Source organism: Campylobacter sp. RKI_CA19_01122 (genome assembly GCF_025771325.1).
Lineage (GTDB): Bacteria > Campylobacterota > Campylobacteria > Campylobacterales > Campylobacteraceae > Campylobacter_D > Campylobacter_D lari_D.
In genome coordinates, this window is the sequence record NZ_JAKMPZ010000001.1 from 96,012 (window position 1) to 115,446 (window position 19,435).

Below are 19,435 nucleotides of genomic sequence, written 5' to 3' on the forward strand. Positions count from 1 at the left end.
TTAAGCTATGAAATGGACTAAAGATTCTTGGAAAAATTATAAAATTCAGCAACAGCCGCAATATCCTGATGAAAATGAACTACAAGATGTTGTTAAAAAATTAGAAAAATTACCACCACTTGTTTTTGCAGGTGAGGTAGATAAGTTAAAAAAATCCCTTGCTAATGTTGTAAATTCTCAAGCATTTTTACTCCAAGGAGGAGATTGCGCAGAGAGTTTTGTAAATTTTGGTGCTGATAATATAAGAGATATGTTTAAAGTTATGCTTCAAATGGCCATAGTACTTACTTTTGCAGGATCTTGTCCTATTGTTAAAGTAGGGCGTGTTGCAGGACAATTTGCAAAGCCAAGAAGTAGTGATTTTGAAGAAGTAGATGGAGTAACACTTCCAAGTTATCGTGGGGATATTATTAATGGTTTTGAATTTAATGAAAAATCAAGGATAGCTGATCCTAAAAGAATGCTAGAAGCGTATTATCAAAGTGCTACAACTTTAAATTTATTAAGAGCTTTTTCAAGAGGTGGTTTAGCAGATTTAAGAGTAGTGCATAAGTGGAATTTGGGTTTTTTAAAAAAAGCAGAGCTTGGGAAAAAATATAATGAACTTAGTGAAAAAATCACTCAAGCTTTAGCTTTTATGCAAGCTTGTGGTATCACTGATACCCCAAATCTTTCTCAAACAGCCTTTTATACTTCTCATGAAGCCTTGCTTTTGCCTTATGAAGAAGCTTTAACTAGAGTAGATAGTTTAAGCGGGGAAATTTATGATTGTTCAGCACATATGCTTTGGATAGGCGAGCGTACTAGAAAAGCAGATGAAGCACATGTGCATTTTTTAAGTGGAGTAAAAAATCCACTCGGTGTTAAGCTTAGCGCTAATTATGATTTAGGTGAGATAAAAAAGCTAGTAAGTATTTTAAATCCACATAATGAAGCAGGAAGATTAAATTTCATCATCCGTATGGGATGTGATAAGATAGAAAATGCCTTGCCAAAATTATTTAAAGAGTTAAAACAAGAAGGGTTTAATATACTTTATAGCATAGATCCTATGCATGCAAATACGGTTAAATCAGGTAATTTTAAAACAAGAGAATTTGATAAAATTATTCAAGAAGTGCGTGCGTTTTTTGAGATAGCTATGAGTGAAGGAGTGTATCCTGGTGGGGTACATTTGGAAATGACAGGGCAAAATGTAACAGAATGTGTAGGAGGCTCTTTAAATATCACTCAAGAAGAACTTTCTAAACGCTATGAAACACAATGTGATCCAAGATTAAATGCTGACCAAGCTTTAGAATTAGCATTTATCATAGCAGACTTAGTTAAAAAGGCAAGAAAATGTTAAAATTTTATGGTATTAAAAATTGTAATAGTGTTAAAAAGGCCATGGATTATTTAAATTCTAAGCAAATTGAATTTGAATTTTTAGATATTAAAAAGCTAGATGAAGAAACTTTAAATTTTTGGCTTAGTAAAAGGAGTGTTTTAGAGCTTGTAAATGCAGCGGGTATGAGTGCTAGAAAATTAGGGTTAAATAAAGAAAAACTTCAAAATTTAAACCAAGATGAAATTAAAGTGATGATTTTGCAAAATCCAACGCTTATAAAACGCCCATTAATTGTAAAAGATGATGAAGTTTTTATAGCTAAAGAATATGAGAGTTTTTAAAATGCTAGAGTGAAAAACTCTAGCATTTAGGAGTTTCTCAAAAAATATTTTTTTAGAATTTGTATTTAAAACCTACTTGACCACTTACATAAGTTTCATTTTTACCATCTGTTTTACCAGCTAGTATTTGTTTAGCCCCAACACCTGCATTTAGGCTAAATTGCTCACTAATATCTACATTTCCACCTATGATGATTTGTCCATAAGTTTTTTTCTTATCATCACTTTTTACGCTAGGTAGTGCTACTCCATTTAAACTTGCTACATAATCATCTCCATTATTCATTACATATTGTTCTATTTTTGGAGTGATAAATAAATATGATGTTTCGCTCATATATTTTCTAAATTCAGCACCGAGTTCTAAAGAAATAGAATTATTACTAGCGCTATTGACATCTTTTCCTGCAATTCCATTTTCTTTATAGCTTGGGGTATGTGCATAGTAGTAGTTTGCTCCGGCAAAAGGTTTGATAAATAAGGTATTATTACTAAAATCAAAAATATATCCCATGTTAGCACTCAAACCAAGGAATTTTCTATTAAAGTCAGCACTATTTGTAGTGTTAAATCCTCTATTTACAATATCTTGATCTGTTGGAGAAATTTGAGCATAAGCCTTAACATTAACTTCTACCTTTGGACTTATATGGATATTAGAATAAGCACCAAATTGGAAATTATCTGATTTTTGGGTTAAAAGATTATCTTTTATTTCAGCGTTTGCATAAGTAAAATAAGCACCAATAATAACATCATCATTGATTTTTCTATCCATACCTATAGTGGCTCCATATAAAGCACCACTATCTCCATCTATGATGTTTGCACCGCCTATTACATTACCCCAAATGCTGTTATTATAATTATCAACATAATTTCCTCTATAATCATTAGTAGCAAATCTTATTTGAGATAATTTTGTAGCGTAATTTCCATAAGGATTATTTAACATAGCTACACGAGAACCTATAGATACATCATTTGATACATTGATAGTCGAGTTTATACCCGATGAGGCTTGATTTACATTTGAGATAGATTTAGCTGAATCTTTTATATCATTTGCTACTTGTTCCCCGACTTTATCAAATTTAATACTACCTATTGCATTTAAATCTTTACCGAGTATAAGTCCATCTAAAATTTTAGAAACAAAGTCTTTGTTAGAAGCTGAAACACTAGAATCGTTTTTAATATAATCATCATTAGAGATTATTCCACTTTCAGCATTGCTAATCATATCTTGAATTTGCTTTATTTGCTCATCAATTTTTGCAATGGCTTCATCTATTTTTTCTATATTAACACCTTCTTCATCTTTGGCATCTTCTAAATCAGTTTTAATTAATTCTAGATATTTTTTATCACTTTCTAAGACTTTCTTATTATTAAGTACATTTTCATTTGCGCCACCGCTAATTAAAAGCTTATTATCTTTTGTAGAAAGTTCATAATCAACAAAATCTTTTACATCTATAGCTCTTACAATTTCATAATCAAGTCCTAAATCTTTGCTACTCATACCTACAATGTTTTCAAAATTTTTACTTATGTTTGCACTAGCTTTGTTTGAGCTTGTTATATCTTCATTAAATCCTTCGCTTGCACTCATGAAAACATAATTATTTAAAGCCAAATCACCAAAGCTTGTTGTTCCTATGGAAAAGTTTGAATTTGTGATATTTGCTTTACCATTTACTTGTATGTGGTTTTGACTTTTATTACCACCTATGGTAAATAGAGTAGATTTATCTGCTGTAAAATTTCCATTTACTTCAAGAGAACCTTGTAGGCCATGCCCATCAGCGATTAAAATAGCTGAAGATTTTATATCATCTAAAACACCATCTGTAGGATTAGATGAACCTTTTATGCTAAAATCTCCATTTACGATGGATTTTCCATCTAAGCTTTGAAATATCACATCTGTTGCCTCAGTTTTTTTAGCATTAATGGTATAGTTTGTTACATAACTAGCACCTTCGGAAGTATTTTTCAAAGTAAGATTATTAGAATTTAAGTTAATATTTACTCTTGAGAGATCTTTAAATTCATCGTTAGCTATAGCATTAGCTAGGTCTGTCATTGTGAGATTTATAGTTAAGTCTTGATTGGTATGTTCTTGTTTTAGATTGAAATTTTGACCATCACTGGTTTCAAAATAATTTTTCATAGTGTCATCTGTTATGGTAATTTCTTGTGCTAAGATAGCATTGCTTAATAAAGCACTAATACCAACTCCCATTAAAACTTTACTTGTGTAATAGAAAGTTTCATTTGATTACTCCTTGTAAATTTAAATTGAAAAAAGCATTATACCCCCCCCCATAAATTTAAGTTTAAAGTAAATGAAAAAAATATAAATATTAGATTATTGCAAAGTAAGAAAGTTTTTAAGTAGCTTTTTGCCATTTTGACTCAGTATGGCTTCAGGGTGGAATTGAACTCCATAAATATCGTATTTTTTATGTTTTAAAGCCATGATGATATTATCTTCACTATGGGCTAAAATTTCACATTTTTTGCCTATATGACTGACATAAAGAGAGTGATATAAACAAATTTTAAAATTTTGCTCAAGGTTTTTAAAAAGTGGGTTTGGTTTAAATTTTATAGTTTTTACCTTACCATGAGTTGGGTTTGGAAGTTTAGAAATTTTACCACCAAAAACATGTGCTATACATTGGTGTCCTAGACAAATTCCAAGAATTTTTTTATCTTTCTTAAAATATTTTATAGCTTTTAAACTTAACTTTGATTCTTTTGGAGAATTTGGTCCAGGGGAGATTAGAAGATGGGTAAAATCATATTTTTTAAGCTTTTTTGGATTTTTGAATTTATCGTTTTTAATAATTTTATAAGTAATGTTTAATTCTTTTAAATAAAAGGCTATGGTGTAGGTAAAAGAATCATAATTATCTATAATCAAAACTTTCACAAAAATACCTTTTTTAAGCCTCTTAAAGAATTAATAGCATAAATTTCTTTAGCATTTAAAAGCTCATCTTTAGTGATATCTTTTTCTTTGATGAGCTTGTGTTTTAAGAGTGTTTGTCTATAAATACCATTTAGGCAGTTTTTAGCATAAGGGGTAAAATACTCATCATTTAAATTTATAATAATGTTACTTCTTGAACCCTCACAAAGTATGCCTTTTTCATCAAAAAAAACTATGTCATAGCAAATATTTTCTTTCCATAGATGAGAATTTGCCTCATATAAACTACGCAGAGAAGTTTTATGGTGTGTTAAAAGATTTACTTTTATGATGTCTTTACTTATGAGTAGTTTTTTGCTTGAATTTTCTTGTATATTGCTAAAATCAAACTCATAAAGGCCATTTTTAAAAAGTTTTAATTTAATAGCCTTTGAGCATTTTTGAGTAAAATTACTTTTTGTAAAAAAATGATGATGATTGAAAACAAAATTGTTAAAATTTTGTAAAGATTTAAAATGGAATTTTTTATCTTTACTCTCTAGTATATTTTTAAAATCATGTTTTAATCTTTGAGTATCAAAGCCAAAAAAATTAGCTGAGTTTAAAATTCTTGTCAAATGTTCTTTGAAAAATAAAATAGAATGATTTTTATAATACATTGTTTCAAATAGATAAAAGTTAGGTTTTAAAATTTTACTTTTTAGTTTTAATTCTTCAAATTCATCTTGTTTTTGTGAGTCCCATACAAGTCCGCTTCCCACACCATATCTTAAAAAATCATCATTATTTTTTTTCTCTAAAGTGCGTATGGCTACGCTAAATTTTGCTTTATCTTTATGGATTAAACCTATCGCTCCACAATAAATCCCGCGTTTTCTTTGCTCTAAATTTTCTATGAGTTTAATAGTTTCTATTTTGGGTGCACCTGTGATAGATCCACATGGAAAAAGGGCTTTGAAAATTTTAAAATAATCATTTTTTGGCTTTAATTTCCCACTTATTTTTGAAATGAGTTGGTGTAAGGTAGGGTAGGTTTTAACCTTAAAAAGTTCGCATTTTAAAGAATGTTTTTTGATGAGTTTTGAAATATCATTGCGTAATAAATCAACTATCATTACATTTTCGCTAATAGTTTTTTCATCGCATTTTAAAAAGTTTTTTAGATTTTCATCTTCTTTTGGATTATTTGAGCGTTTGATTGTGCCTTTCATGGGTTTTGTGATGATTTTTTTATTTTTGATTTTAAAAAAAAGTTCAGGTGAAAATGAAGCCAATTCTAAAAATTCATTTTTCATATAAGCTTTATAGGGGGTATTTTGCTTAGGATAAAGGCTTAAAAAACTCTCATACACATTAAGATTTGATTGTAAATGTAGTTCTTGAGTAAGATTAACTTGATAACTTTGACCTTTAGCTATGGCTTCTTTGACTTTGTCAAAGTTTTCAAAATACTTTTCTTGGTTTAAATTGGATGAAAAACTTGGATAAAAGTCTAAATTTTTTTCTTCGTTTGTAAAGATTTTTTTTGATTTAAAAGCAAAAAAATATAAAAAAGGCTCTTTGCTTTTATAATTTTTATCTTCTAGATATTTATAGAATTCATATTGAATATAGCCTAAAAAATAATATTGATTTTTATATTTTTCTATGATTTTAAAAGCTTTTTTACTTTCTTTTTGAGTGTGAGCTTTAAGAGTGAAGGCAAGATCATCATAAAGGTATTTTCCAAATATAGCAAATGCCATTTAAAATCTTTGATTTGGAAAAATACAAATAAAGCTAATAATACACATATTTTTGCTCTAAATTGCTAAGTTAAAAAGCTTTTGACGAGATTTTGTATAAGCAAATTCCATCCATCTACCAAAACAAAAATAAGCAATTTAAAAGGCATGGAAATCATAACAGGTGGTAACATCATCATACCCATAGCCATTAGCACTGAGCTTACTACCATATCAATAACTAAAAATGGTAAGAAAAGTAAAAAGCCTATTTCAAAAGCAGTTTTGAGTTCACTTATCATAAAAGCAGGCACTAAAACCGTTAAAGGAACATCATCTATGGTTTTTGGATTTTCTAAATTTCTGATCCTATAAAAAAGTGCTAAGTCTTTTTCTCTGGTATTTTTTAACATGAAATCTTTAAAAGGTTTAACGCCTTTAGCAAAGGCTTCTTCATAGCCTATTTGTTCAGCAATATAGGGTTTTATGCCTTCATTGTATGATTTTGTAGCAACAGGTTCCATAATAAAAAAAGTTAAAATCAAAGCTAGTGTCGCTAAGATAGTATTTGGAGGCATGGTTTGTGTGCCAAGAGCAGTTCTTAGAAAAGAAAAAACTACTATAAGTCTTAAAAATGAAGTCATTACAAAGATGATAGTTGGAGCAAGTGCTAGTATAGTTAAAACTATAATTATATTTAAAGTTGTTACGAGCTGTTGAGGGCTATTTGGGGCACTAAGGCTTAAATTTACAGTTGGTATAGTTGCTTCAGCGCCAAAAAGAGCTAGGCTTGATAAAAATAAAACTAGTAAAACCCTCAAAATATTTCCTTGGTTAAAATTAAAAGCATTATTTTAGCAATTTTACTCTTAAAAATGCAATTTATATGATTGAATTAATGGTTTATTTTTAAAATGCTAGAGTGAAAAACTCTAGCATTTAGGAGTTTCTCAAAAAATATTTTTTTAGAATTTGTATTTAAAACCTACTTGACCACTTACATAAGTTTCATTTTTACCATCTGTTTTACCAGCTAGTATTTGTTTAGTTCCAACACCTGCATTTAGGCTAAATTGCTCACTAATATCTACATTTCCACTTATGATGATTTGTCCATAAGTTTTTTTCTTATCATTACCTTTGATGATAAAATTTGAATTTGATCCAACAAATCCAGCTATATAATCATCTCCATTATTCATTACATATTGTTCTATTTTTGGAGTGATAAATAAATACGATGTTTCGCTCATATATTTTCTAAATTCAGCACCAAGTTCTAAAGATATGGAATTATTTGTCATACTTTGAACATCTTTTGCAAACATACCACTTTCTTTATAACTTGGAGTGTGTGCGTAGTAGTAATTTATACCAGCAAAAGGCTTGATGAATAATGATGATGAATTTGGATTAAAAATTCTACCAGTATTAGCACTTAAACCAAAGAATTTACTATCAAAATCAGCCTTATTAGAATCATTTAACATTACAACACTTTGATCTGTTGGAGAAATTTGCCCGTAAGCTCTTAGATTAATTTCCCATTGATCGTTTGGATTAATTAAAGAATAAATACCAAATTGATAGTTATCTGATTTTTGTTCCATAACTCCATCTTTGATAGTTGAATCAGCATAAGTAAAGTAAAAACCAAGCAAAGCATTATCATTGATTTTTCTATCAGCACCTAGTGTAAATCCATATAAAGCACCACTATCTCCATCTATGATATTTGCACCACCAAAAACATTACCCCAAAAGCTATTATTAAATGAAGAATTTCCATAATAATTATAAACATCGCTTGCTAGTGCTGCTATATGGGTTGTAGCAAATTTTTCTACTAAAGTTTTATCTTGATAAGGATTTGAAAGTTTTGCTATTCTTGTTCCAATTGCTAGGTCATTTGCTACACCTATAGATGAATTAACAGAAGAATTTTGAGCATTATTTACTATAGCTTTTGCACTTGCTTTTGTATTTGTGGTAAGTGTGTTTAGATTTTTTCCTGTGGTATCTAGAGTGAGTGCTGCGATAGCATCATTGCTAAGTTTAGAATCTAAAATACTATTTAGCATATTTACAGCTAAATTTTTATTTTCTAAGCTAACATCTTTCATATTTTCAACTAAATCACTACCATCAAATTTTCCACCATTATTTTGTATATCTTGGATTTGTTGTTCTAATTTTTTAATTCGTTCTTGCAGTTCTTTTTCTGCTTGTGCTATGGCTTCAAGCATAGCATCATCGCCAATATATCCTGGTTTTTGGTAGGAATTTTTGTTATATTCTTCATCATATTCTATATTCTTTTTTATATTCTCAAAAGTATCTAAGGCTTCTTTTCTAATATCAATTTCAGATTTTAATATTTTTGATAAATCTCTTACATTTTCATTAGCACCACCGCTAATTAAAAGACTTTTGCCATCATTAGAAACACTAAGTTTATAATCTGTAAATTGAGCCAAATCAGTATCTTCAAAAAATACATTTTTTGGTAGTAAATTGCTTGTTTCAAGCATGCTTGTTATATCTTTAGTATATAGTGCCGTTACTAAGTTTTTATCTATATCTTGGTTAAAACTACCTGTAGTTTTTATAGCTACATAGTTGTTTATACCTAAATTTGAAACACTATTTGTGCTTATGCCTATAGCTGAATCTTTTATATTTACATCTCCATCTACAGAGATTAAGCCACCTTTTTTATTTGCATCAAATATACCAATAAAAGAATTATTTACATTTAAATTTCCTTGTATGCTCATATAGCCATCTTTTTCGCCATATCCATTCCATACATCTAAACTAGGTCTATCAAGCTCCCAATCATTTATATTGTTACCTGTTATAGGTGAGCTACCATTAAGCGTAACATTTCCTTTTATATTAAAAGCTTTATTTGCTTCTAAGGTAGCTCTATCAGAATTTAAAATGATTTCTTTTGCTTCTAAATTAACACTATATAAATCATATTTTGCTTCATTAGTTGAAGTGCTACCTACATCTATCCAGTCTGAATCAGATCCTATGGTTAAAACGCCACTTGTTTTGATGTTAAATTCATTTATAGGCTTATCATGATTTTCTCCACCGTAGTATGATTGAATATCTGAAGGACTTATTTTTAATTCTATATTTTCTTTAGAATCTAAACTCCAAATTCCATCTTTATAGTTAAAAAAATCAGAAAAATTTCCATGATTTATCTCTTGAGCTAAAGCAGCACTGCTTAATAAAGCACTAATGCTAACTCCCATTAAAACTTTACTTGTGTAATAAGAAAGTTTCATTTGATTACTCCTTGTAAATTTAAATTGAAAAAAGCATTATACCCCCCCCCATAAATTTAAGTTTAAAGTAAATGAAAATCTGTAAAAAACAAATAACAACTAGTAAGAATTTTTACTTTAGCTTGTTAAAATAAGCAATAATTTTTAAAACAAAGGTAAATTATGAAAATTTCTGTGCTTATTTTGGCTGCTGGACTTGGCACGCGTATGAAATCACAAAATCCAAAAGTGCTTCAAAAAATTTGCTCAAAAGCAATGATTTTACATATTTTAAAACAAGCATATAAAATTAGTGATGATGTATGTGTGGTGCTTTCTCATCAAAAAGAAAAGGTTGAACAAGTTGTTTTAGAGTATTTTCCAAATACACGCTTTTTAGAACAAGACTTGCAAAATTTTCCAGGTACTGCAGGGGCTTTAAGGGGTTATGAGAGTAAGCATGAAAAAGTGTTGATTTTATGTGGCGATATGCCTTTGGTTAAAGCAGATGATTTAGAAAAAATAGCTTTAAATGAGAGTGATTTTAATGTGGCAGTTTTTGAGGCAAAAGATCCAAAAAGTTATGGAAGAATAGTTTTAAAAGAAAATAAAATTCAAAAAATAGTAGAAACAAAAGATGCAAGCAAAGAAGAACTTGCTATAAACATTTGCAATAGTGGTGTTTATGCTATAAAAGCACAAATTTTAAAAGAAGTATTGCCTTTGATAAAAAATGATAATAAAGCTAAAGAGTATTATTTAACCGATGCGGTTTATTTAGCAAAAGAAAAGGGCTATGAAATCGATGCGGTGTTTGTAAATGAGCAAGATTTTATGGGGGTAAATGATAAAATTGAGCTTTGCCTAGCTCAAGATCTTATGCAAGAAGCGATTAAAAAAGAATGGATGAAGCAAGGAGTGATTTTTCACATGCCTGCGACGACTTTTATTTCAGATGAAGTTGAGTTTGTAGGTGAGTGTGAGGTGTATGAAAATGTGCGTATAGAAGGAAAATCAAAAATCATTAATTCTATCATTAAAAGTTCAAGTGTGATTGAAGATAGTATAGTAGAAAATAGCGATGTAGGGCCTTTAGCGCATTTGCGTCCAAAATGCCGGCTTAAAAATACCCATATAGGAAATTTCGTAGAATGTAAAAATGCTTTATTAAATGGAGTTAAAGCAGGGCATTTGAGTTATTTAGGGGATTGTGAGATAGATGAGGGAACTAATATAGGTTGTGGCACTATCACTTGTAATTATGATGGGGTTAAAAAGCATAAGACCAAAATAGGTAAAAATGTTTTTGTGGGTTCAGATACGCAATTTATCGCTCCGGTTGAGATAAAAGATGAGGTAATCATCGCAGCAGGAAGCACTGTGTGTAAGGATGTAGAAAAAGGCTCTTTGTATATTAATAGAGCAAAGACGCAAATTATAGAAGATTTTTACTATAAAAAACTAGGTAAAAAATGAAAACAATCTTACTAGCAGTAAGTGGAAGCATAGCCTTTTATAAAGCTTATGAGCTTATTTCTTTATTAAAAAAAGAAGGTTTTAGGATTAAAGTTTTACTAAGTTTGGGAGTTTTAAAATTTGGCACTAAGCTTAGCTTTGAAGCTTTAGCGGATGAAGTTTTATGTGAAGATAATGAAAGTTGGCAAAATACTAATAATCATATAGCTTTTAGTAAGACTTGCGATTGTGTGCTTTTTGCGCCTGCTAGTATAAATTCTATTAATAAATTAAACTATGGTATAGCAGATAATTTATTTATTCAAACTTTAATAGCAGTAGATAAAAATAAACCATTTTTAATCGCACCCGCTGCAAATACAAACATGTATTTACATTTTAGCACTCAAAATTCTTTAAAAAATTTAAAAGAGCAAGGCTATATTATCATTGATCCTATAGTTAAAACTCTAGCTTGTAAAGATGAAGGCTTAGGAGCTTTGGCTGAGCTTGATAGTATTATAAATGCTTTAAAAAGAAGTCTAATGCAGGAAGATTTTTTTAAAGATAAAAGTTTTATTGTAAGTGGTGGTGGCACTAAAGAAAAAATTGATGATGTAAGATGTATTAGTAATTTTTCAAGTGGAAAAATGGCAAAGGCGGTTGCTGATGCTTTATATTTTTTAGGTGCTAAGGTGGTGCTAATTAGCTCAGTAGAGTTTAAAACACCTTATAAATTAGAAAAATTTGAATCTTCTTTAGAACTAAAAGAAAAATTGCAAAAATACAAAGATTTTGATGCTTTAATTATGGCTGCTGCTGTGAGTGATTTTACTCTTGAGGCTTACAAGGGTAAGATTAAGAAAAATGAGCATTTAAACGGACTTGATTTAAAATTAAAGCTTAATGAGGATATCTTAAAAAATTTAGATTTTAAAGGCAAAAAAATAGGCTTTAAAATGGAATTTGATGAGCAAAATGCTTTAGAAAATGCTAAAAAATCTTTAGTTAGTAAAAATTTAGATATGGTGTGTTTAAATGTCTTAAATGAGCAAATGAACTTTGGAAGTGATGAAAATAGCATTTGTTTTATCACTAAAGATAGCATCTCTCAAAGTTCTAAACAAAGCAAAGAAAAACTTGGTTTTATTTTAGCACAAGAATTAAGGAAGCTTTGGTGAATATCATCAACTCAACCTTACCTGTAAGAATGCAAATTTTAGAAAAACGCGCATATAATCGCTATGTATTGCTTTTAAACACTAAAAAGCTTGAAACAAAAAGTTTGATAGAGCTTGAAGTAGGGGAGGAATATTTAGCTGAAGTTTATGAAGATAAAGGCGTGATTTCTTTTAAAAATCTTTTGAAAAAGCCTAAAATTAGACTTTTTGAAGAAGGGACTGAACTCATAGAAAAGCTTTTACAAGAAGGTGATGAAAAAGCTTGGTATAAAAAATTCATTATCCAAAGACTTATGGAAAGCAAAAGCACATATGAGTTTGAAATTTATAAGGAAATGTTTTTTGCATTTTTTGAAGGAATTTATCATATACCTTTTGTTTATGAGGGAAATAGAGCTTTATTTGAAGCTAAGAAAAATGGAAATATTTTAGAGGTGTATTTGTATTTTGAAATTTTTGGTGCTTTAAAAATTATAATTGATAATGGTAAAATCATACGCATACAAACACCTTTTGCCAAAGTAGCACATTTTTTAAACGAGTATTTTAAATTTGAAGTAGTTAATACGCTCAATCCTATGTTTGTTTTTAAAAGATTGATGGATATAAAGGGATAGAATGAATGAGTTAAAGCATCTTGCTGTAGTAATGGATGGCAATAGAAGATGGGCTAGAAAAAATGGACTTTTAGAAAAAATTGGTTATAGTCAAGGTGCTAAAGTTGTTGAAAAAATTATAGAAGTATGTATAGATGAAAAAATTCAAAATCTAACCCTTTATGCTTTTAGTACAGAAAATTGGCAAAGACCAAAAGAAGAAGTGGAGTTTCTTTTTAAGCTGTTAAATAAATATCTTGATGAATCTTTAAATAAATTTATAGCTAATGAAGTGCGTTTTAAAGCCATAGGAAATTTAAGTCTTTTAGATGAATTAACCTTAAAAAAAATACAAAATTTTCAAGAACAAACTAAAAATTACACAAAATTATGCGTAAATTTAGCTATTTCTTACGGAGGCAAGGATGAAATAGTTAGAGCGGTTAAAAAGGTGATTGAAAAAAATCTTGAAATTAATGAAGCAAATATACAAGCAAATCTTGACTTAAGTGAAGATGTGGATTTGTTTTTAAGGGTAGGGAGTGCTAAAAGAATTTCAAATTTTTTATTATGGCAGTCAAGTTATGCAGAAATTTATTTTAGTCAAACTTTATTTCCTGCACTTACTAAAAAAGAAATCACAAATATCATTACTGAGTTTAAAAAACGCAAAAGAACCTTTGGTAAATGATATTTTTATTTTTATTACTAGGGCTTTGTGTGGGTTCTTTTGTCAATGTTTTGATTTTAAGAACGATTAATAAAGAAAGCATAATAAGCCCAAGATCAAAATGCCCTAAGTGTTTTAAAACTTTGAAATTTTATCATCTTTTTCCTTTGTTATCTTTTGTATTTTTAAAAGGCAAATGTGCTTTTTGTAAAGAAAGAATTTCTTTGATTTATCCTTTTAATGAATTTATTTGTGCGTGTTTGTTTGTCTTTGCTTTTTATTTAATCGAAGATGTTTTTCAAATTTTAATTTTTGCTTGTATGCTAGCTGTATTATTAGCACTTTCTTGGATGGATTATTATCTAAAAGCAGTGAGTGAGCTTTGGCTTTGGATTTTATTTATTTTAGCTTTTTGTTTTGATTTTTTGCAAAATGGTTTAAATTTAGAGGATTTTCAAGATAGCTTTTTATTTAGAGTGTGTTTTGGAGCGGGGTTAATTTTTATACTAAAAAGTGTGATTAATTTTATTAAAAATTTTAAAAAAAGAGATGAAATTTTAGAAAGTTTAGGGGAAGGTGATGTTATAATAATAGCTTTGATTTTTGGAATTTTTGGCTATGAAAAAGGCTTTTTGATTTTATTTATTGCAAGTTTTTTAAGTCTTTTGATGTTTATAAAAATAGCCAAGAAAGATTATCAAATGCCTATGATTCCTTTTTTATTTTGTGGAATTTTGATTAATCTAAGTGTAGAAAGTATATTATGAAACTAGTTTATAAGTATTTGCTTAATCAGTTTTTAAGTACAATGTTATCTTTATTTTTTACTTTATTTATTATTGTTTCGATTATTTTTTTTATACAACTTGCTAAAATTACTGCTTATATTGAAATTACTTTTTTTGAATTAATCAAATTATATATTTTTCTTTTACCAAAGATATTAATTTTTACTCTACCCATATCTTTTTTCATAGCTTTGACTTTGGCCTTTTATAGGCTTTCTAGAGAAAATGAAAGCACAGTGTTGTTTGCTTTGAGTATAGCTCCAAGCATGATAGCAAGTTTTTTTGCAAAAATTGCAGCTTTAGTAAGTGCTTTTATGCTTGTGGTGGTCTTGGTTTTTATACCTATATCTTTTGAACTTTTTGATAATTTTGTAGATTATAAAAAAATTAGTGCTAAAGTAAGTATAAAAACAGGGGAATTTGGACAAAGATATGGAGAATGGCTTGTTTTTATCGATGCCAAAAATTCTGATGAAACTTATAAAAATATCATAATGTATCATCCAAAGAAAAACCCACAAGATAAAGAACAAGTGATTTTAGCTAAAGAAGGAAAGTTAGAAACAAATGATGGGGTTATTACTTTTAAGCTAGATGAAGGAAAAGCTTATGAGATTAAAGAAGAAGATTGGCATATTTCTAGTTTTAAAAATTTATTAATTAAAAGCAAACTTTCTTCTAAAGAATTAAATACTCAAAGTTTTTATGGGTATTGGTCTGATGTAACAAGCAATAAAGAAAAAGCAAAAGAATTTGTTATTTATATTCTTATAGCTTTATTTCCTTTAGCTAGTGTGCTTTTTGCACTCTCTTTTGGTATAGTAACTTATCGTTATGAAAAAGGTTTTGCTTATTTTGGAATTTTTGTGATTATTTTTGCCTATTTTACGCTTTTGATTAGTTTTTATAATCCTCCTTTTGTAGCTATCGCTGTGATTTTTTCAAGCTTTTTAATTACTTCTTTGTTTTATTTTAAAGCAAAAATTGCAAGTAAGTATTAATGCTTTTAAAATTAACTTTTTCTTATGATGGTTCTAAATTTCAAGGTTCAGCCACCCAACCACATAAGCTTAGTGTCCAAGATACCTTAGCGCAGGCCTTGTCGCATTTGGGTATTTATGAAAAACCTTTATTTGCTTCAAGAACTGATAAAGGTGTGCATGCATTTAATGCAGTTGCTTGTGTAAAAGCAGGAGAACATTTTAAAGATTTTGTATATTTAAAAAATAAAATCAATCATTTTGCACACCCATTTATACATATAAAGCATATCCAAAGAATGCAAGAAAATTTCCAAGTGCGTTTTGATGTGCAAAAAAGAGCATATCGCTATATTATAAGTCATGAAAAATATAATCCTTTTTTAGCCTCATATGTGCATTTTTATCCAAAAATAAATATTAAATTAGCCAAGGAAATTGCTTTTTTATTTGAAGGAGAGCATGATTTTAAACTCTTTCAAAAAGAAGGCTCTGATAATAAAACAAGTATAAGAAAAATGTATAAAACTAGAGTTTATGCTTATAAAAATTACACTGTGTTTTATTTTGAAGCAAATGGTTTTTTAAGATCTCAAATTAGAATGATGATGGCAAGTATTTTAAAAGTATTAGAAGGAAAAATGAGCAAAAATGAGCTTTTAGATCAAATCAATGCCAAAAAAGCTCATTGTAGATTTTTAGCTCCTGCTAGTGGTTTGTATTTGAGTAAGATTTCTTATTATAATAATGCATGATTTTTCTATGTATAAAAAATGAAAAAAGAATGATCAAGGTCCCTATGCAAAAAGGTAGTAGCTCTACATCTACTCCAAAAATACTCATATTGATAAAAATACTTATAGGTATAATGGCATTATTCATCAAAGCTAAAACCCCGCTATCTACTTCAGTGGAGCCTTTGTTCCATAAAAAATATCCAAATCCTGAAGCAATAGTCCCAAGATAAATCAAAGCTATCCAAGAACTTAAATTGGATGGTAAATTATTATAATCTCCAAAAAATAAAAAAGCAGGTAAGGTTATACTGGTTGCGCCTAAATAAAAATAAGCGAAAGCTTCTTTTTGGTTTAAGTTTGTATTTTTTTCTAATAAAATTTTATAAAAACTTTGTCCAGCGCCAAATACTAAATTAGCTCCTTGAATAAGTAAAAAACCATATAAAAAATTAGAGTTAATATTATCAAATTTAACTACAAAAGCACCTACAATACATATAAAAATACTTATAAAATATAAATATCTAAGATTTTTTGAAAAAAGCCCATAAAAAAGTACAACATAAAAAGGTGTAAAAATCGTAAAAAGTGCCACTTCGCTTACACTTAAATATAAAAAAGAATGATAATAAAATAAATTCATCACACCAAGTTGTAAAGCTCCAATGCTTATGAGTTTTAGTTTTAAATGCAAATTCAGCTTAAAATTTAAAAAAGGTAAAAATACTAATAAAGACAAAAAAACTTTTGCAAATGCAGCAAAAAAACTATCCATTTCTAAGGTTATAAAATGCCCAATTAATGGAAAAGAAAAAGCCCAAATAAAACTTGCTAGTAATAAACTTGGCATTTTAAAGCACACCTTCTAATTTAAGTAAAGCTTCTTTGATAAATAAACCACCATTGTATCCGCCTAAGTGATTTTTAGCTACCACTCTATGACAAGGTATAAAAATTGCAAGTTTGTTTTTAGAATTTGCATTACCTACCGCTCTAAAAGCTTTTGGATGATTGATAAAAGAAGCAATTTCTTGATATGTTTTAGTTTGTCCATAGGGAATTTTAATTAAAGCTTTATATACTTTTTGCTCAAATTCGCTCCCCTGAAGAGCTAGGGGTGTATTAAAGAAAAAAAGTTTTTTATTAAAATAAAGGTCTAGTTCTTCTAAGGCTTGTTCTAAAATAATGTGTTTATCTTTGCTAAAATTGGGCTTATATGTTATAAAATCAACATTGATAAGTTTATTTTCATTGCTCTGCAAAAGAATATAAGCAAAACTAGCTTTGTAAAAACTTTGATACATTTTTTCCTCATTTTAAAATAATCATTCTATGAATTTTAAATTAATTAATTGTTATTAAAGCAAAAATTTAGTTAAAATAGTGATTTAATTTATATCAAAGGAAAATATTTGAGGATTTTATTATTTAGTTTGATTATAAGTTTAAATGCATTAGCTTTAGATTACACTTGTGGGTATGTCAAAGAAAATAAGATGGATTTTTTTAAAGAGTTTAAACCACAATTTTCTCAAGATTTTGCTCAAGTAGATTTAAATTGCGATTTTTCTTTAAAAAATAGTCAAATTACAAAAAGATTATATGAGCTTGCTAATGAAATTAGAGGAAGCAATAGTGCCTGTATGGGAGGGGAATATTTTAGCGATTTGAGAAAATTTGATTTTAAATTATTAGAAATTGCGCTTGATCCGCAAGTTTATCAAAAAACTTTACAAGATCCTATAATACTTGAAGAAAAATTTGCAAAATTAAAAGCTTATTTTAGATTTTGGGCTTATCAAAGTATAGGAAATTTTAAGCTCTTTAAGGAATTTTGGAAAGAATATAATAATGCGATTAATCCTTTAACAAAATATTTTCAAAACGAATTTAATTTAGATAAAGCAAGTGCTATTTACTTTGCTAGTAATGCTTTGAATGAATTTTTAAATTGGGCAGTTGGCGAGACTAAAATCTTTAAAGATATTTCGGACTTTGAAAAATTTGTGGCTAATAAAAACAACTCTTTAGAACAAATAAAAGAATATATTTATTCTAAAAAAATTAGCAATTTAGAATTAAATAATGGTTTTAAATCTGCTTTGTTAAACAATAGAGAAAGTCAAATTATAAGTGAGTTTATAAAATTAGGTGTAAAAATAAATGAAGGTTATGAGTCTGCTTTGTTTTTTGCATTAGATAGTGCAGATAATGTCAAGCTTTTATTAGAAAATGGGGCTATTATTGATTATAGAAATTCTTTTGGAAAAACACCTTTGTTTTATGCAGTTGAATACAACAATTATAAGGTTGCAAAAGTTTTATTAGAAAATGGAGCTAATGCAAATCAAAAATACATTAACGATAATGAAAAACTTTCTATTGCTAGTATGGGAAGTAATACGCCATATTTCATTACTTTATGTGCACTTGAGCATACTTCTAAAAATATTTTTATGCATGGAGCAAACTATGCAGATGTAAAAATGCTTAAGTTACTTATAGATTACAAAGCAAATTATAAAGAAATTGATGATTTGGGATTTAACGCTCTTGATTTTGCCATAATTGCAAAAAAAGAACAAAATATTAAATATCTAAAAAAACTTGGTTTAAAGGAAAATGAGAATTTGATGCTATATGAAGAGACACAACCATGAAAACTGCTTTAATAACTGGAGTAAGTTCAGGTTTTGGACTAGAGAGTTTAAAAGCTTTAATAGAACTTGATTATAAAGTTATAGCTATAGCAAGACGCAAAGATAGATTAGAAAAACTACAAGAGCTTTATGGGGATAAAATTTATCCCATAGAACTTGATGTTAGAGATAAACAAGCAGTTTTTGCATCAATTGAAAATTTACCTCAAGATTTTGGCAATATTTCTTTGCTTATTAACAACGCAGGTCTTGCTTTAGGTTTAAATGAATTTGATTCTTTGGATATTGAAGATATTGAAGCCATGGTAGATACTAATATCAAAGGCTTTTTATATGTAGCAAGAGCTGCTTTACCTTTACTTAGAAAAGCAAAAAATGCCCACATAATTAATCTTGGCTCAATTGCAGCTAATGTGCCTTATTATGGAGGTAATGTTTATTGTGGAACTAAGGCTTTTGTGGCACAATTTTCCAAAGCTTTAAGAACGGATTTGCGTGGAAGTAATATAAAAGTAACAAATATCGCTCCAGGGCTTTGTAAAACTGAATTTAGTGAAGTGAGATTTAAAGGTGATATTAAAAAAGCTGATGAGGTTTATGAAAATACTAAATATATCAAAGCTGAAGATATAGCAAAAATTATTACTTTTATCATTAGCTTACCTGAGCATATTAATATTAATGAAATAGAGCTTATGCCTGTGACTCAAACATGGGCAGGAACTTTTAGCGAAAAAATATAAAAACTTAA

The 19,435-nt window shown here is 28.5% G+C and carries 18 protein-coding genes; 11 read left to right on the top strand and 7 right to left on the bottom strand.

The genetic code is table 11. The annotated features are described in order from the left end of the window. Window positions 1–7: 7 nt before the first annotated feature. Together L8U37_RS00515 and L8U37_RS00520 are read left to right on the top strand one after the other, a co-directional pair. Window positions 8–1,348 (top strand): class II 3-deoxy-7-phosphoheptulonate synthase, encoded by a 1,341-nt coding sequence (locus L8U37_RS00515; protein ID WP_263659063.1) that lies wholly within the window; start codon window positions 8–10, stop codon window positions 1,346–1,348. Continuing rightward, a complete protein-coding gene (locus tag L8U37_RS00520; protein ID WP_263665222.1) occupies window positions 1,342–1,671 on the top strand; it encodes a Spx/MgsR family RNA polymerase-binding regulatory protein in 330 nt (109 codons plus the stop codon). The genes L8U37_RS00515 and L8U37_RS00520 overlap by 7 nt, the downstream gene beginning before the upstream one ends. Window positions 1,672–1,723: 52 nt before the next feature. Here L8U37_RS00520 and L8U37_RS00525 read toward each other — a convergent pair whose 3' ends face one another. From L8U37_RS00525 to L8U37_RS00545, 5 genes are all read right to left on the bottom strand, one after another. Then, entirely contained in the window at window positions 1,724–3,919 is a 2,196-nt protein-coding gene (locus L8U37_RS00525) for an autotransporter outer membrane beta-barrel domain-containing protein (RefSeq protein ID WP_263728319.1), read from the bottom strand. A gap of 126 nt (window positions 3,920–4,045) precedes the next feature. Then, on the bottom strand, window positions 4,046–4,612 hold the full coding sequence (locus L8U37_RS00530; protein WP_263659065.1) for an anthranilate synthase component II: 567 nt from the start codon (window positions 4,610–4,612) through the stop codon (window positions 4,046–4,048). After that, on the bottom strand, window positions 4,609–6,357 hold the full coding sequence (locus tag L8U37_RS00535; protein ID WP_263728320.1) for a bifunctional anthranilate synthase component I family protein/class IV aminotransferase: 1,749 nt from the start codon (window positions 6,355–6,357) through the stop codon (window positions 4,609–4,611). The genes L8U37_RS00530 and L8U37_RS00535 overlap by 4 nt, the downstream gene beginning before the upstream one ends. 65 nt (window positions 6,358–6,422) lie before the next feature. Continuing rightward, entirely contained in the window at window positions 6,423–7,157 is a 735-nt protein-coding gene (gene fliP, locus L8U37_RS00540; RefSeq protein WP_133318758.1) for a flagellar type III secretion system pore protein FliP, read from the bottom strand. A gap of 144 nt (window positions 7,158–7,301) precedes the next feature. Next, on the bottom strand, window positions 7,302–9,638 hold the full coding sequence (locus L8U37_RS00545; protein ID WP_263728321.1) for an autotransporter domain-containing protein: 2,337 nt from the start codon (window positions 9,636–9,638) through the stop codon (window positions 7,302–7,304). 162 nt (window positions 9,639–9,800) lie between these two features. On the opposite strand from L8U37_RS00545, the gene glmU reads away from it, so the two are divergent. The 7 genes from glmU to truA are packed head-to-tail and all read left to right on the top strand — an operon-like array spanning window position 9,801 to window position 16,042. Beyond that, entirely contained in the window at window positions 9,801–11,093 is a 1,293-nt protein-coding gene (glmU, locus tag L8U37_RS00550) for a bifunctional UDP-N-acetylglucosamine diphosphorylase/glucosamine-1-phosphate N-acetyltransferase GlmU (RefSeq protein WP_263728322.1), read from the top strand. Next, complete coding sequence (gene coaBC / locus L8U37_RS00555) at window positions 11,090–12,253, top strand: bifunctional phosphopantothenoylcysteine decarboxylase/phosphopantothenate--cysteine ligase CoaBC (protein ID WP_263728323.1); 1,164 nt, start codon at window positions 11,090–11,092, stop codon at window positions 12,251–12,253. Before glmU ends, coaBC begins: the two co-directional genes overlap by 4 nt. Next, entirely contained in the window at window positions 12,250–12,870 is a 621-nt protein-coding gene (locus L8U37_RS00560; protein WP_220567271.1) for a hypothetical protein, read from the top strand. Before coaBC ends, L8U37_RS00560 begins: the two co-directional genes overlap by 4 nt. 1 nt (window position 12,871) lies before the next feature. Next, a complete protein-coding gene (gene uppS, locus L8U37_RS00565; protein ID WP_263660975.1) occupies window positions 12,872–13,540 on the top strand; it encodes a polyprenyl diphosphate synthase in 669 nt (222 codons plus the stop codon). After that, window positions 13,537–14,286, top strand: coding sequence for a prepilin peptidase (locus L8U37_RS00570; protein ID WP_263662528.1), 750 nt, complete (start codon window positions 13,537–13,539; stop codon window positions 14,284–14,286). The genes uppS and L8U37_RS00570 overlap by 4 nt, the downstream gene beginning before the upstream one ends. Continuing rightward, the gene (locus L8U37_RS00575) at window positions 14,283–15,308 is read left to right on the top strand and encodes an LptF/LptG family permease (protein WP_214100351.1); all 1,026 of its coding nucleotides are present in this window, start codon (window positions 14,283–14,285) and stop codon (window positions 15,306–15,308) included. The genes L8U37_RS00570 and L8U37_RS00575 overlap by 4 nt, the downstream gene beginning before the upstream one ends. Next, window positions 15,308–16,042 carry a tRNA pseudouridine(38-40) synthase TruA gene (gene truA, locus L8U37_RS00580; protein ID WP_263664410.1) on the top strand — a complete coding sequence of 245 codons (735 nt, stop codon included), beginning with the start codon at window positions 15,308–15,310 and terminating at the stop codon, window positions 16,040–16,042. The genes L8U37_RS00575 and truA overlap by 1 nt, the downstream gene beginning before the upstream one ends. Here the strand turns inward: truA and L8U37_RS00585 are convergent. Continuing rightward, entirely contained in the window at window positions 15,996–16,874 is an 879-nt protein-coding gene (locus L8U37_RS00585; protein ID WP_263664411.1) for an EamA family transporter, read from the bottom strand. The genes truA and L8U37_RS00585 overlap by 47 nt on opposite strands. 1 nt (window position 16,875) lies before the next feature. Beyond that, the gene (locus L8U37_RS00590; RefSeq protein ID WP_220567261.1) at window positions 16,876–17,328 is read right to left on the bottom strand and encodes a methylated-DNA--[protein]-cysteine S-methyltransferase; all 453 of its coding nucleotides are present in this window, start codon (window positions 17,326–17,328) and stop codon (window positions 16,876–16,878) included. 108 nt (window positions 17,329–17,436) lie between these two features. On the opposite strand from L8U37_RS00590, the gene L8U37_RS00595 reads away from it, so the two are divergent. After that, window positions 17,437–18,684, top strand: coding sequence for an ankyrin repeat domain-containing protein (locus L8U37_RS00595; protein ID WP_393921267.1), 1,248 nt, complete (start codon window positions 17,437–17,439; stop codon window positions 18,682–18,684). Beyond that, entirely contained in the window at window positions 18,681–19,427 is a 747-nt protein-coding gene (locus tag L8U37_RS00600; RefSeq protein ID WP_263669812.1) for an SDR family NAD(P)-dependent oxidoreductase, read from the top strand. Before L8U37_RS00595 ends, L8U37_RS00600 begins: the two co-directional genes overlap by 4 nt. Window positions 19,428–19,435: the final 8 nt, after the last annotated feature.